Here is a 13,692-nt window from a genome sequence, read left to right as displayed (position 1 = left end):
GAGGCTGACATGGCTGAACGGTCTTTTGCCAAGGAAGTCGAAAAGCTCAGGCTCGGCGCCGGCGAGGAGTTTTCCGGCGAGGGCATTCTCGCCATCACCAAGGCGCTGCTGCAATGCGGCGTCGGCTATGTCGGCGGCTATCAGGGCGCGCCGATCAGCCATCTGATGGATGTGCTGGCCGATGCGCAGGATATTCTGGGCGAGCTCGGCGTGCATTTCGAGGCGAGCGCCTCGGAAGCCACCGCCACCGCCATGCTGGCGGCATCTGTGCACTATCCGATCCGCGGTGCGGCGACGTTCAAGTCGACCGTAGGCACCAATGTCGCGTCGGACGCGCTCGCCAACCTCGCCTCCGGCGGCGTCACCGGCGGCGCGCTGATCATCGTCGGCGAGGATTATGGCGAGGGCTCCTCGATCATGCAGGAGCGCAGCCATGCCTTTGCCATGAAAAGCCAGGTCTGGCTGCTCGACCCGCGGCCGAACCTGCCCTCGATCGTCAAGGCGGTGGAGGACGGCTTCGAGCTTTCCGAGGTTTCCAACACGCCTGTCATGCTGCAGGTCCGCATCCGCTGCTGCCATGTCCATGGCCGTTTCATCGCCAAGGACAACAAGCGGCCGACCATGACGGTGGCCGATGCGCTCGACGCGCCGCGCCGCGACACCGGCCGCATCGTGCTGCCGCCCGCCTCCTTCCTGCACGAGAAGGAAAAGGTGCAGAAACGCTGGCCAGCGGCAGTCGATTTTATCCGCAAAAACAAGATCAACGAGTTCTTCGGTCCCGAGCACGGCTCGGTCGGCATCGTCATGCAGGGCGGTATGTACAATTCGGTCGTCCGGGCACTGCAGCGGCTCGGCCTCGCCGACACCTATGGTGTGACAGACGTGCCGCTCTACGTGCTGAATGCCGTCTATCCCTTGGTCGACGACGAGTTCCTGTCCTTCTGCGAGGGCAAGGACGCTGTGCTCGTCGTCGAGGAAGGCCAGCCCAATTATATCGAGCAGGCTTTCGCATCGATGCTGCACAAGGCCGGGCGTGGCACGAAACTCGTCGGCAAGGAGCACCTGCCGATGGCTGGCGAATACACCGGCCAGGTCATGCTCGACGGCATCGGATCGTTCCTGCGCGCCACCATCCCGCACCTGCTGCCGGGCGAAGTCCGCGCGCCGAACAAGATCGGCGACGGGCTCGATACCGCCGACCTGATCAACGTCGTTCCGGGCCGTCCGCCCGGCTTCTGCGTCGGCTGTCCGGAACGGCCGATCTTCGCCGCCACCAAGCTGGTCGAGCAGGAGCTGGGCAAGCACCACATCGCCTCCGACATCGGCTGCCATCTGTTTTCGATCATGCCGCCTTTCGAGCTTGGCGCTACTACCATGGGCTACGGGCTGGGGCCGGCCTCGGCCTCAGCGTTCAATTCGCCCGATGCCAAGCGCCGGTCGATCTCCTTCGTCGGCGACGGCGGCTTCTGGCACAACGGCCTGACCTCGTCGATCGGCAACGCCGTGTTCAACAAGAACGACGGCGTCATCGTCATCGTCGACAATTTCTATTCGGCGGCGACGGGAGGGCAGGACATTCTTTCATCCCGCGCCGGCAACAAGACGAAATCGACCAAGCATCCGATCACCGAGGCGGTGAAGGGCATGGGCGTCAAATGGCTGCGCCACATCGACCGCACCTATGACGTGACCAAGATGCAGGACACGCTGCGCGAGGCGCTGACGACGGACGAGAAGGGCCCAAAAGTCATCGTCGCCTCGTCCGAATGCATGCTGAACCGGCAGCGCCGCGAAAAGCCGCTGGTCGACAAGGCGATCAAGGGCGGGAAAAGGATCGTCAAGCCGAAATTCGGCGTCGACGAGGACATCTGCACCGGCGACCATGCCTGCATGCGGCTTTCCGGCTGCCCGTCGCTGTCGGTGAAGTCGCTGGACGATCCGCTGCGCGACGATCCGGTGGCGCATATCGACCAGAGCTGCGTCGGCTGCGGCAATTGCGGCGAGGTTGCCGATGCGGCGGTGCTGTGCCCCTCCTTCTACCGCGCCGACGTGGTGCACAATCCCAGCCGCTGGGACCGTTTCCTCGAAGCCGCGCGTCGCGCCACGATCAGCCTCTTGCAGCGGCGCCGTGAAAGCCGGCGCCTGACATTCGCCGATGCTTGACGCCGTCCCCTCATCGCGCTCGAACGCCGGTGCTCCCGAAGACGAGCGCGTCATCAAGCTTGCCGTGCTGGCGGTCGGCGGCCAGGGCGGCGGCGTGCTCGCCGACTGGATCACCGACGTCGCCGAACGCAATGGCTATGTCGCGCAATCGACCTCGGTCGCCGGCGTCGCCCAGCGCACCGGCGCCACGATCTACTATGTCGAGATGTGCCGCGACACCGGCCGCCTGCCGGTCTTTGCGCTGTCGCCCTCGCAGGGCGACGTCGACATCTTGATCGCCGCCGAACTGATGGAAGCCGGCCGCGCCATCATCCGCGGCTTCGTCACACCGGAGCGCACTACGCTGATTGCCTCGTCGCATCGCATCGCCGCGGTTTCGGAAAAGATCGAGCCCGGCGATGGCCGCGCTTCGTCACCAAAGGTGCATGCCACGGCGGAAGCCGCAGCCAAGCGCTTCATCGCCTTCGACATGGAAAAGATCGCCGCCGACAACGGCTCGATGATCTCGGCCAGCCTGCTCGGCGCGCTGGCGGGCTCGGACGCGCTGCCGTTCACGCGCGAAAGCTACGAGCAGGCGATCGGCGCCGGCGGTCGCGGCGTGAAGGCCAGCCTCGCCGCCTTCGGCGCGGCCTGTGATCGCGCCCGCGGCATCGCGAGTGCGCCGGCTCCGGGCGACAAGATCGCAGAGCCGAAAGTTGCGGGGACCGGATCGGGCGGCACGACAAAAGTGAGCGGGCCGGAAGGCCTGCTTAAGGGCTGGCAGGCACTCGCCGCCCGGGTCGCTGCGCTGCCGGCCCCGGTGCGCGACATGGCGCTTCGCGGCTTGAGAAAAGTCGTCGACTATCAGGACATCGCCTATGGCGGCGAGTATCTCGACCGGCTTGACCGGGCCGTCGCCCTGGACGATGCCGGACATGACTTCGCGCTGTCGACCGCAGCGGCAAAGCACCTGGCCAACGCCATGTGCTACGACGACATGATCCGTGTCGCCGATTTGAAGACGCGCTCGACGCGCGACAGGCGCGTGCGCCGCGAGGTCGGCGTCAAGGACGAAACGGTCCTGCAGGTGACCGAATATTTCCACCCGCGCATCGAGGAATTCTGCGGTACGCTGCCGGCCGGGCTCGGCAGCTATATCGAGGTGCGGCCGAAGCTTGCCGCCTTCCTCGACCGCCGCATCAATCGCGGCCGCCGCATCCGCACCGATAGTTTCGCCGGCTTTGCCGCTTTGTGGTTCATCGGCGGCCTGCGCCGCTGGCGCCGCCGCCTGCTGCGCCACAAGGTTGAGACCGAACATCTGGAGCGCTGGTACGCGCTGGCGCTCAGCCATGTCAGGGACGACTACGCGCTTGGCACGGAGATCCTCAACTGCCGCCGGCTGATCAAGGGCTACAGCGACACCCACGCCCGCGCCCAGTCGAAATTCGACCGGGTGCTGTCGGCGCTGGATATGGTCAAGGGCCGCGAGGACGCCGCCGACTGGATCAGGCGCCTGCGCGAAGCAGCACTCAAGGACGAAAAGGGCGACATGCTCGATAGCGCGCTGAAGACGGTGGCCTCGCTGAGCGATGGCCCCGGTTCATCCATTTGATCTGTGGGGTAACTGGTGCCGCTTGCGTGACTCGAACACGCGACGCCGTCGCGCTCGTTCCGGCTGCGCCAGATGCAAGAGCCCGAAATTGCTGATGACGCGGGCGATCGCCAGTGCGAAAATCCGCGTCAAAAAGTGCTTAGCAAGTCACAAGGTCTGTGTGGCCAAAGCCCTTGGAGTAGTCGAGCACGGAGATGACCGTCGGAGTGACGCGGAATATGCGGACATCCTCCGGGGTCGGCATTGGAACTGGCAGCGGCGCGACCTGCTCAGGATACTTCAGCGGAAGCATACGCAAGATCTTGGCCGCTTCGGCCGGATCAGCCACCGCTTTCGCGTGCGCCGCCATGGACAGGCCGGTAATCGCCAACAGATCCGGAGTGTCGTGATCGATCGTCAGCGACACCCGATCATCACGCGCCAGATTGGCCGCCTTTTGGCTGTCCGGGCCGCAGAGGAAGTAGAGGGCGAGGCCTTCGTTCACGTAGCCGACTGTCGTCGCCTGCGGCCAGCCGTCCGGCCTTAGTGTGGCAATCGTCATGATCCGGTGTTGGTCCAACAGCGTCAGGATCTTCTTTCTGAGCTCTTCGTCCATCGGTCGTCTCCATGATCGCGAGCAATCCAAATGCAGAATGGGCAATTATCCGGCCACCCAGCTGCTTTGGCGTTGACGCAAGTCAAACCATGACGCCCGACAAACCAGGCTCCGTTGACGCGGTCGAACACGGAGCCTCAAACGGCAGCGACTCGGGTATCGCAGTGCGAAAATCCACGCCCTTGGCTTTCGCCACCGCGGTCGAGCAACTCGAAACCGGCCTCAGGCGGCCACCGCAAAGGCACAAGCCGCAATTAAGTCGTGGAGACGAGCCGTTTACTGGGTGGACTCTACCTTGGCGACAACGAGCTTGCCTTGGGCGCGCGAGATTTCGAGTGCCTGGCCGGCCCCTGCCAACTCGCCCGGGACCGAGATCACGAAAGCCTGCCCCTCGGTGAGGGTCGCGACGAAGCGTACTGGCAAACTTTCTTCGCCCGCCGCCATCGTGGTGACCACCCGGTAGCCGTCATCCGCCTCCGTGAAGTAGACGACGCCGTGGAAGTTGCCGAGATCGACGCTCCCACCCTGACGGGCCGTGAGTTCGCCGGCAGAAGCGGAACTTGCCACAACGCAAAGCGCTGCAAGAGCTGTGTATCTGAACATCGTATTTCTCCCCATTTAGAATTGTTGTTCGGCTGGATGCTCGCCTTTTGGCTGCATCCAATAAAATCACGCTGCGAGCTGATCCTCGCGGGCAGCCGCGATCATCACACTGGCGAGCAACCCGTAGGCCGCCTCCCAAGCCTCGCGGACCGGCGGCGTAAAAGCTGTGCCGAGGCCGGCCGCCAGCGTCTCGATGAGCGCTTGCCCGACGATCGGGTAATGACGCTCCTCGACGCCGTAGGTCACGTGACGCTTGGCGAGCATGCGCACCGTCGGGAGGATGGTGTCGGCACGGTCCAATCCGTGCACGACGAAGCCCAGGCTCGCCATCAGCTTGGCGCCTTGCTTGGTCATGTCTGTCACCGGAAACAGCGCGCGAAGGTCCGCGTCGATCGCGAACAGGCGGTCATAGAACAGCGCCGCGGCGGCCACGCGAATTGGGACGACCTCGCGAAAACTGTCCTGGACAAGTCTGATCTGGTCGGGTGTCATCGGCGACGCTCCTGCGTTCCTGGCTTGGGGTGACCATCGCCCCAAAGCGTTTCGCGTGCATGTCGCCTGCGCGCAGATGTGTTTCAGTTGTGTCTCGATGGTTTTTCAGTTCGCGCTCATTTGGCTTCTTTTTTGGTAGATCGTACTGAGGATGCCACAGGCCCCGTGCTCATCTCGCTCGATCCGGACCTGGTCATAGTTGAAAACCTAGGTGCGCGCGCCAGCTTGGAACTGCATCGGCAGTCGGTCATTATATCGGGGAGCCGGCGGCTCCTCCCCTATGCCCCCGTTCGGATGGAGATATCATGCTGCGGATATTCATTGCTTCGTCTTTTCTTCTTGCCTTCGGTACGCCCTCGACCACGCTCGCGCAGGACAGCAGCATCGAGAGCGAGACCGGCCGCATCGCGGTCGATACCTTTGCCGAAGGGCTCGAACATCCCTGGGGCGCGACCTACCTGCCCGACGGCGCAATGCTGGTCACCGAGCGTCCGGGGCGCCTGCGGCTCGTCTCGACCGAGGGGGCCGTTTCCGATCCGATCGACGGTGTGCCGGACGTCCTCGCCAGCGGACAAGGCGGTCTGCTGGATGTGGCGCTCGATCCGGACTTTGCCAACAACCGGACGGTTTATCTCTCCTACTCGGAGGAACGCGGCGGCGGCGCCGCCACATCCGTCGGCCGTGGACGTCTGGAGGAGAACGGCAGCGCGCTTACGAACTTCGAAGTGATCTTCCGGCAGGAACCAGCCGTGTCCAGTCGGCACCACTACGGCTCTCGCCTGGTATTCACGCCGGACGGCAAGCTCTTCGTCACGCTCGGCGATCGCGGCAAGGCGCAACAGGCGCAGGACGCGAACAATCATCTCGGCACGGTCGTCCGCATCAATCCCGATGGTTCTGTGCCTGACGACAATCCTTTCGTCGGCAAGGACGGCGCCGACGAAATATGGTCGTACGGGCATCGCAATGTGCAAAGCGCAGCGATCCATCCCGAAACCCGCGTGCTCTGGACGGCGGAAATGGGACCGCGCGGCGGCGATGAGCTGAACATTCCGCAAGCAGGCAGGAATTACGGCTGGCCCGTGGTCAGCTGGGGCCGGCACTATTCGGGCGAACGCATCCCCGATCCGTCGACTCGGCCGGAGTTTGCCGGCTCCATCCATAGCTGGACGCCCGTCATCTCGCCTTCCGGCATGACCTTCTACACCGGCGACATGTTTGCCGATTGGCGAGGCGACCTCCTGATCGGCGGACTGTCGGCGGAAGGCATCGTTCGTGTCAGGATCGATGGAAAGCAGGTCGCCGGCGAGGAAGTCCTCGCTCTCGGCAGGCGTATCCGAGACGTGGTGCAGGCTCCCGACGGCGCGGTAATGGCGTTGACCGACGAGCCGGCGGGAAGGATATTGCGACTGGCGCCGGCAGCGTCGCAGTGATCCCATGCGGCGCGACAGACTTCCGATGGAAAGAAGCGGTAAAAATCTGCCGCTGAATTTGTTGCAGGCCGTTTTTTCGCTCTACCCTCGAAAACCCGCAAAGCCATGAGAAATGATAATTGGTGCCGCTTAGGTGACTCGAACACCTGACCCCATCATTACGAATGATGTGCTCTACCAACTGAGCTAAAGCGGCCCGGGAAGCCGAGGCCTCCAAGATGCGCTGGGTGATAGACGCAACCAACCATAAATTCAAGATGGGACTTGGCATTTCGTGTGAGCTCATGCCGCACCTACAAGCCACCGCCGCGCCGGTCCGCCATACAGTGGCGCGATGCCGTACCGGCGGGTTGCGGGACGTCGCGTCGCCGCTGCATCGGGAAATCGGCGAAAAATGTTGATTCCTTTACCGAAAACCGCCGAAATGGACTTTGGATGCCTCGCCAAGGCAGAATGCGGCCGCTGGCCCGTTGATTGATTGATCGCCTACGGCTAACGATCATGACAATGTGACCGTACGTGCAGAGGGGTCCGGTTTGGACGCGATCGAAAAAGCGATCCGAAATGCCTTCGAGAAAGGCAATGCCGAAGACCGCGCGTTTCGCGAGCGGGTCTACCGATCAGCCTTCGCCGCACTTGACCGTGCCCTGCAGGCCAACCCGGGCGTGACGGTGGAAGTCGCCATCAAGCGCCGCAAGGCGGTGCAGGCCAAGATCACCGAAATCGAATCCGAGTTCCTGCCGGCGGTTCCCGGCATCGGCCGGCCGACCGATGGTGACGCTGCAGCACCGGCGGTGAAGCAGCCGGCTGACAGCGAAGCCGATGCCGAAGCCGAAGCCGAGGCCGAAGCCGAAACGGATGCCGGCGCCGATGCTGAACCCGCTCCGCCGCCTGACGTCGTTGTCGACGCTCCGGCGAAGCTTCCTGCATCGGACGCGCCGCGCTCGCGCGTCTTACCGGTCGTTCCCGATATCATGCCCGACGCGGTTTTTCCCGGTGTGCCGGAGATCGACATGTCGTCCCCTCCATCAACCGGAGACGGCGACGCAGAGGTGATGCCAGACCGCGACGACAGGCGGGTGAGAGGCCCCCGCCTGCCTCTCACCGCGATCTTCCTCGGCGTGACGCTGCTCGCAGCTGTCGGTATCGGCCTCTATTTCGCTGCGCAGACCGGCGTCTTCAAGTCAGCGGCCGAACTCGACACGGCCCCGCCGCAAACGGCACCGACGGTGGAAGACGATGATTTCACGCCACCAGGCGACACGGCCTCGCCGCTGGGCTCAGGCGATGTGGAGCGCGACTGGGTCAATGTGTTTTCGCCGAGCGACCCGACGCTTGTCAGTGCGCCTTCGGATGCCAAGGCCGAAGTCATGCAGGACGACAGCGGTTCCTTCCTGCGCATCCGGTCGGGCGCCTCCGGTTCGGCGATCAGCTTCGACGTCGGGCAAGGCGTGCTGGAAAAACTCGCCGGCAAGCACGCCACGTTCGACATCATCGCCCGCTCCGAGGAGGGCAAGGAGACGCAGATCTCCGTCGACTGCAATTTCGGCGAACTCGGCGACTGCGGCCGCAAGCGCTACGCGGTCGGCCACGAGCGCAACGAATATCTCTTCGACGTCCGGTTTCCCGACAAGCCTCCGGGCGCTGCCGGCACCATCGCCATCAATTCCGACTTCGACAAGCAGGGCAAGTCGGTCGACATCTACGAGATTCGCGTCTCGATTGTTCCGTAGATCATCGGACCCAAAAGCATGCCCGCGGGCTTGACCCGGGGTGGAAACCGGTTTTGGGAAAATCCGATGCTCAAAACAAAAATCTAACTGTCAAGCAGCGCCTGCAGCGTCTCGATGCGGTCGGCTTCGGCCGCCGGCTTGTCCCAGCGCAGCCGTGAAATGCGGGGAAAGCGCATGGCGACGCCGGATTTGTGCCGTGTCGAGCGGTTGAGCCCTTCGAACGCCACCTCCAGCACGAGGCCTTGTCTGCGGTCGGCCCGCACCGAGCGGACCGGGCCGAAACGCTCGATCGTGTTGTCGCGGACGTACTTGTCGATCTGCCTCAGTTCCTCGTCGGTGAAGCCGAAATAGGCTTTCCCAACCGGCACCAGTTCCTCCGATCCTTCCGGGCCGGACCAGACGCCGAACGTGTAATCGGAATAGAAACTCGAACGCTTGCCGTGGCCGCGCTGGGCATACATCAGCACGGCGTCGACCGTGTGCGGATCGCGCTTCCATTTGAACCATGGACCTTTGGGCCGGCCGGTGAGATAGGGCGAATCCCAGCGCTTCAGCATTACGCCTTCGATGACCGGATGCAGCGGCTTGCGGCGCAATTCCTCCAACGCCTGCCAGTCGGTGAATTCGACCAGCGGCGAAAGATCGAAGCGGCTCGGATCGAGCGTCTGCACGAAGGCTTCGAGGCGGCGGCGCCGCTCGCGGAAAGAGCGCGCGCGCAAGTCCTCGTCGCCGATCTGAAGCACGTCGTAGCAGCGCATGAAGGCTGGGTATTGCTGCTGGATCTTCGGTGTCACGCTCTTACGGTTCAGCCGCTGCTGCAGGTCCGAGAACGTACCGGTCGCCTGCAGGGGGTCGCCGACCAGAAGCTCGCCGTCGAGGGTGGCGGAAAAATCCATCGCCTCTGCGAGGTCCGGAAAGGCCCCGGAGACGTTGTCGCCGGTGCGCGAATAGAGCCGGCGAATGCCGCCTTCCGATACGGCCTGGACGCGGATGCCGTCCCATTTCCATTCGGCGGCGTAATCGGCCGGGTCGAGCTTTTCGAGATCGCCGTCACCGATCGGGTTCGACAGCATCACCGGCCGGAACAGCGCCATTGCCGTCTTTCTGGGTTTTTCTGCCTTGCCTTCCAGCCAGGCGAACAACTCGGCATAGGGCGGCGTCAGCCCATGCCAGAGTTCTTCGATTTCGGCGATGTCGACCTTGCCGAGATCGGCCAGCGCCTGCTTGGCCAATCGCGCCGAGACGCCGATGCGCAGGCCGCCGGTGACCAGCTTGATGATGGCGAAACGCGCCGAGATGCTGGCGCTGTCGAGCAGTCTGGCCAGCACCTTCGGCCCGTCGGAACGGCTCGCCGCCTGCAGCTTTGCGACGACCTCGGCGAGCGTCGGCTCATGGTTGGCGATATCTGCGGGCGATTGCGGCCAGACCAGCGACACGGTCTCGGCTAGGTCGCCGACATAATCGTAGGAATAGCCGAACAGCACCGGATCCATGCGCTCCATGACCAGCATGCGAAGCATAGCCGGCTTGACCGCCGCGATGGTCAGGTCGCCGGTGATGGCAGCCAGCGCCAGGCCGCGATCTGGATCCTCGACGCTGCGGAAATAATCGCTCAGCAGCGTCAGCTTGCCGTTGCGCGACGGAGTCAGGACGAGGCGATCGAGGAGTTCGGCGAAGCGGTTCATGAGGAGAACCGCGCCGATAAGACGGGTTTGCGCTCCACGCCACCACCCTCTGGCCTGGCGTGGAGCGCCGCATGAGCGATTTCCGAACTATCTTCCATCAGCTCAATCGCCCTCGTCCTCGTAGCCGACGAGATGCAGCGGCCTGGCGGCGATGCCTTCGAGTTCGCACCAGCGCACCAGGGCCTCCTCGCGGCCATGCGTCACCCAGATTTCTCCGGCGCCGGTCTCCCTGATCGTGGCGGTCAGCTCGTCCCAGTCGGCGTGGTCGGAAATGATCAGCGGCAGTTCGACGCCGCCCTGCTTGGCGCGCTGGCGGATGCGCATCCAGCCGGACGCAAAGCACGAGATCGGATCGGGAAAGCGTCGCGCCCAGCGGTCGGCGAAGGCGGAGGGCGGGCCAACGACGATGGCCCCGGTGAAGTCGTCCTTACCACCGCTTTCGACGGTCGCCGGCTGCAGCGTCCCGAGGTCGATGCCCTGGCTTTGATAGTAGTCGCTGAGCTTGGCCAGCGCGCCGTGGATGTAGATTGGCTTGTCGTAGCCGGCGTCCCGCAGCAACCGCATGACGCGCTGCGCCTTGCCAAGCGCATAGGCGCCGACCAGATGCGCGCGTTCGGGAAACTGCGCCGTCGATTTAAGCAGGCGGGCGATCTCTTCGGTATCGGGCGGGTGACGGAACACCGGCAGGCCGAACGTCGCCTCGGTGATGAACACGTCGCACTTGACCGGTTCGAACGGCTCGCAAGTCGCGTCCCTATGGCGCTTGTAGTCGCCCGAAGCGACGATGCATGAGCCCTGATGCACGACCTCGATCTGCGCCGAGCCCAGCACATGGCCGGCCGGATGGAAGGTTACGGTGACGCCGTTCAGCGCAATCGCCTCGCCAAGTGCGGCCGCTTGCGTGGTCCCGGCAAAGCCCTCGCCGTAGCGCAGCCCCATAATGTCAAGCGTCTGTTGTGTGGCCAGCACCGAGCGGTGGCCGGAACGGGCATGGTCGGAATGGCCGTGCGTGATCAGCGCCCGGTTGACCGGCCGCACCGGGTCGATGAAGAAATCGCCGGGTGGGCAATAGAGACCCTCGGGCCGGGGATGAAGCAGGTCACTGGCGCGCATGGCTCCAAGATAGTTGCTAATTCCGGCGCGGGAAGCCTGTTGCAAGTGACTGCTGACTCGGCTTACAGGCAACTGCCGGCGGGACCTCCATCATGAAACCGCATCAGGCCTCGTCGGCGACCATTTTCGTTCACCTGCGCCACACGTGGCGGCGGCTGCGAAAAAAGTCCGATTCGCATGCCCGAAAGGGCAGGACACCGACACGGAGGACGTTGCATGCGCTGGAACTTGGTGGTCTTGGCATCTTGCCTGGCAATAGCCGGTTGCGTCGGCACCTCGATTGCCGAGCGACAGGACGCGAATGTCCAGTCCTCGCTGCAATATGACAGCGTGCCCTGCAATCAATTGCTGGCGCAACGCAACCGGCTGGCACAGCAATACCGCCTTCCACAAGATGCCAAGCCGTCCTTCTCCGATCCCGGGGTGGGCCTCGGCCCGTTCACGCCGGACGCCCGTTCCAAGGCCCAGCGAGAGGTCGAACAGGCAAGCGGCCGGATCGATGCCATGAACCGTTCGATCGCCCGCCGCGAATGTGGCAAGCCGGCCAAGCAGACCAAGCTTGGCCTGCCGGGTTAATACCTCTGTGCAGTGGATTTTGCCAGGTTGGAGGCCGATCGGCAGCGAACGTCCACAGTCCCGTTCAGCGGCAAATCTCAGTGGCAAATCGCAAACCTTCGAGATTGGCCGAACCATCCCTCCACTTCGTCATCCTAGGGCGGAGCAAGGAGCGAAGCGACGCGGCGCAGACCCTGGGATCCATGCCGTTACCTCAGCCGAAGAATGCAACCGCTCAGAACAACACGTGCATCCGCAACGGTGCCAGCTACCCTTCCACCATGACCGGCTATACCTATATGACCGCGAGCCAGAAGCGCGGCACGATCTACATCGGTGTCACCAACGACCTCGGCCGCCGCCTGCCGGAGCACAAATCCGGCCAAGGCTCGCGGCGTGCAGCGTCTGGTCTGGTACGAAGAACATTTCGACATTGGTGACGCCATCCAGCGCGAGAAGTCGCTGAAGCGCTGGCCGCGCCAATGGAAGATCGAGCTGATCGAGACGACCAATCCCAGAATGGTTGAGCTTTTTCGCGGAACGAGGTGGTAGCGTTCGGTTCTGGTCCGCTGCATTCTTCGGCTTAGGTAACGGAATGGATCCCAGGGTCTGCGCCGCGTCGCTTCGCTCCTTGCTCCGCCCTAGGATGACGAAGGCGTGGTAGCCTCTTGCTAATCGCCAGCGTTGGATCGGCGGCTGCAGGCAAGTCGGCAGCGATTATCCGCAGTCTCTTTTAGGCTCAGTCAAAGGTCAAATCCTCTGTGCAGTGGAACCAGAGCTAATACCGCGCGTCGCGATCCACCACGTTCTCGAGCTGCCCGCCGCGGTCGAAGGCGGCCATCTGGCGCAGCATGATCGGAACCAGATGCACTGGGTCGGAGGTCGCCGCCGCGTGCGGCGTCACGAACACTTTCGGGTGGTTCCACAGCCGGCTGGTCTTCGGCAGCGGCTCGACCTCGAACACGTCGAGGCTCGCTTCCTTGAGTGTGCCGTCCTCCAGCGCACGCAGAATGTCGGCGTCCTTCTGCAACTTGCCGCGCCCGGCATTGATCAGCACCGAACCGCCGAGGCCGTTGCGTTTCCTCAGTTCCTTCAGCACGCCGTAGTTGATGATGCCTTGCGTCTGTGGCGTAAGCGGCAACAGCACCACCAGAATGTCGGTGGCGTTGAGGAAGGGGATCAATCCGGCCTCGCCCGCATAGGTCGAAACGCCGCTCATCGGCCGCTCGCTGCGCGACCAGCCATTGACCGCAAAGCCGAGCGACAAAAGCACCGAAGCCGCCGCGCGGCCAAGCGTGCCGAGCCCCATGATGCCGACGGAGATGTCGCCGGCCGGTCGCTGCGGTGGCTCGTGCCAGATCTTCTTTTGCTGCTGCGACCGGTAGAGCATGCCCTGGCGATGGTGATCGAGCACCCGCCACACGACATATTCGGTCATGTACTGGGTCAGGTTGTCGGCCACGACCTTGACGATCGGCACGTCGGGCAAGGTGGGATCGGCGAAGATGTGGTCGACGCCGGCGCCGATCGAGAAGACAGCGCGCAGATTGGGCAGCGACGACAGAAGGTTGGGCCGCTGCTTCCACACCACCGCATAGGTGATCGAGGGATCGCTGGCGCCGTCCGGCTCGAGCACCACCTCGCGTTCCGCCGACAAGAGTTCGCGCCAACGGCCTGGATGGATACCGGTGAGGGCAAGCAGGATACGGCCTTTTTCCATTGCGGATTC

11 protein-coding genes, 1 tRNA gene and 1 pseudogene are annotated in these 13,692 nt (G+C 63.7%); 6 read left to right on the top strand and 7 right to left on the bottom strand.

Annotated features, from left to right (window positions below):
* Positions 1-9 precede the first annotated feature (9 nt).
* Together EN807_RS01035 and EN807_RS01030 are read left to right on the top strand one after the other, a co-directional pair.
* The gene (locus tag EN807_RS01035; RefSeq protein ID WP_135933543.1) at positions 10-2,163 is read left to right on the top strand and encodes an indolepyruvate ferredoxin oxidoreductase subunit alpha; all 2,154 of its coding nucleotides are present in this window, start codon (positions 10-12) and stop codon (positions 2,161-2,163) included.
* Positions 2,156-3,754 carry an indolepyruvate oxidoreductase subunit beta family protein gene (locus EN807_RS01030; RefSeq protein WP_135933542.1) on the top strand — a complete coding sequence of 533 codons (1,599 nt, stop codon included), beginning with the start codon at positions 2,156-2,158 and terminating at the stop codon, positions 3,752-3,754. The genes EN807_RS01035 and EN807_RS01030 overlap by 8 nt, the downstream gene beginning before the upstream one ends.
* Positions 3,755-3,893: 139 nt before the next feature.
* On the opposite strand, the gene EN807_RS01025 is transcribed toward EN807_RS01030, so the two are convergent.
* From EN807_RS01025 to EN807_RS01015, 3 genes are all read right to left on the bottom strand, one after another.
* Entirely contained in the window at positions 3,894-4,349 is a 456-nt protein-coding gene (locus tag EN807_RS01025) for a pyridoxamine 5'-phosphate oxidase family protein (protein ID WP_135933541.1), read from the bottom strand.
* Between the two features lie 276 nt (positions 4,350-4,625).
* Positions 4,626-4,952, bottom strand: a complete 327-nt coding sequence (locus EN807_RS01020; protein ID WP_135933540.1) for a hypothetical protein — start codon at positions 4,950-4,952, stop codon at positions 4,626-4,628.
* Positions 4,953-5,018: 66 nt separating this feature from the next.
* Positions 5,019-5,444, bottom strand: a complete 426-nt coding sequence (locus tag EN807_RS01015) for a globin family protein (protein WP_135933539.1) — start codon at positions 5,442-5,444, stop codon at positions 5,019-5,021.
* A 305-nt stretch (positions 5,445-5,749) separates the two neighbouring features.
* On the opposite strand from EN807_RS01015, the gene EN807_RS01010 reads away from it, so the two are divergent.
* A complete protein-coding gene (locus EN807_RS01010; protein WP_135933538.1) occupies positions 5,750-6,877 on the top strand; it encodes a PQQ-dependent sugar dehydrogenase in 1,128 nt (375 codons plus the stop codon).
* A 120-nt stretch (positions 6,878-6,997) separates the two neighbouring features.
* Here the strand turns inward: EN807_RS01010 and EN807_RS01005 are convergent.
* A tRNA-Thr gene (locus EN807_RS01005) sits at positions 6,998-7,073 on the bottom strand.
* 340 nt (positions 7,074-7,413) lie between these two features.
* On the opposite strand from EN807_RS01005, the gene EN807_RS01000 reads away from it, so the two are divergent.
* Positions 7,414-8,610, top strand: a complete 1,197-nt coding sequence (locus EN807_RS01000; protein WP_135933537.1) for a hypothetical protein — start codon at positions 7,414-7,416, stop codon at positions 8,608-8,610.
* A gap of 83 nt (positions 8,611-8,693) precedes the next feature.
* On the opposite strand, the gene EN807_RS00995 is transcribed toward EN807_RS01000, so the two are convergent.
* Both EN807_RS00995 and EN807_RS00990 read right to left on the bottom strand, forming a co-directional pair.
* Complete coding sequence (locus EN807_RS00995; protein WP_135933536.1) at positions 8,694-10,295, bottom strand: cisplatin damage response ATP-dependent DNA ligase; 1,602 nt, start codon at positions 10,293-10,295, stop codon at positions 8,694-8,696.
* A gap of 102 nt (positions 10,296-10,397) precedes the next feature.
* Positions 10,398-11,408, bottom strand: a complete 1,011-nt coding sequence (locus EN807_RS00990; RefSeq protein WP_135933535.1) for a ligase-associated DNA damage response exonuclease — start codon at positions 11,406-11,408, stop codon at positions 10,398-10,400.
* 216 nt (positions 11,409-11,624) lie between these two features.
* On the opposite strand from EN807_RS00990, the gene EN807_RS00985 reads away from it, so the two are divergent.
* Both EN807_RS00985 and EN807_RS00980 read left to right on the top strand, forming a co-directional pair.
* Positions 11,625-11,984 (top strand): hypothetical protein, encoded by a 360-nt coding sequence (locus EN807_RS00985; protein WP_135933534.1) that lies wholly within the window; start codon positions 11,625-11,627, stop codon positions 11,982-11,984.
* A 260-nt stretch (positions 11,985-12,244) separates the two neighbouring features.
* Positions 12,245-12,515: pseudogene (locus tag EN807_RS00980) on the top strand (GIY-YIG nuclease family protein).
* 226 nt (positions 12,516-12,741) lie between these two features.
* Here EN807_RS00980 and EN807_RS00975 read toward each other — a convergent pair.
* A complete protein-coding gene (locus EN807_RS00975) occupies positions 12,742-13,683 on the bottom strand; it encodes a glyoxylate/hydroxypyruvate reductase A (RefSeq protein WP_135933533.1) in 942 nt (313 codons plus the stop codon).
* Between the last annotated feature and the right edge of the window lie 9 nt (positions 13,684-13,692).

The sequence above is a fragment of the Mesorhizobium sp. M5C.F.Ca.ET.164.01.1.1 genome (genome assembly GCF_004792125.1).
In the GTDB taxonomy this organism is placed as follows: domain Bacteria; phylum Pseudomonadota; class Alphaproteobacteria; order Rhizobiales; family Rhizobiaceae; genus Mesorhizobium; species Mesorhizobium wenxiniae.
The sequence above is the reverse complement of the archived record's forward strand: the minus strand, read 5'-3'. Positions and strand labels throughout refer to the sequence as shown.

Excerpts from the sequence above, each read along its gene's own strand:
- EN807_RS01035 (WP_135933543.1), top strand. The coding sequence starts at position 10 with ATGGCTGAACGGTCTTTTGCCAAGGAAGTCGAAAAGCTCAGGCTCGGC.
- EN807_RS01030 (WP_135933542.1), top strand. The coding sequence starts at position 2,156 with ATGCTTGACGCCGTCCCCTCATCGCGCTCGAACGCCGGTGCTCCCGAA.
- EN807_RS01025 (WP_135933541.1), bottom strand. The coding sequence starts at position 4,349 with ATGGACGAAGAGCTCAGAAAGAAGATCCTGACGCTGTTGGACCAACAC.
- EN807_RS01020 (WP_135933540.1), bottom strand. The coding sequence starts at position 4,952 with ATGTTCAGATACACAGCTCTTGCAGCGCTTTGCGTTGTGGCAAGTTCC.
- EN807_RS01015 (WP_135933539.1), bottom strand. The coding sequence starts at position 5,444 with ATGACACCCGACCAGATCAGACTTGTCCAGGACAGTTTTCGCGAGGTC.
- EN807_RS01010 (WP_135933538.1), top strand. The coding sequence starts at position 5,750 with ATGCTGCGGATATTCATTGCTTCGTCTTTTCTTCTTGCCTTCGGTACG.
- EN807_RS00995 (WP_135933536.1), bottom strand. The coding sequence starts at position 10,295 with ATGAACCGCTTCGCCGAACTCCTCGATCGCCTCGTCCTGACTCCGTCG.
- EN807_RS00990 (WP_135933535.1), bottom strand. The coding sequence starts at position 11,408 with ATGCGCGCCAGTGACCTGCTTCATCCCCGGCCCGAGGGTCTCTATTGC.
- EN807_RS00985 (WP_135933534.1), top strand. The coding sequence starts at position 11,625 with ATGCGCTGGAACTTGGTGGTCTTGGCATCTTGCCTGGCAATAGCCGGT.
- EN807_RS00975 (WP_135933533.1), bottom strand. The coding sequence starts at position 13,683 with ATGGAAAAAGGCCGTATCCTGCTTGCCCTCACCGGTATCCATCCAGGC.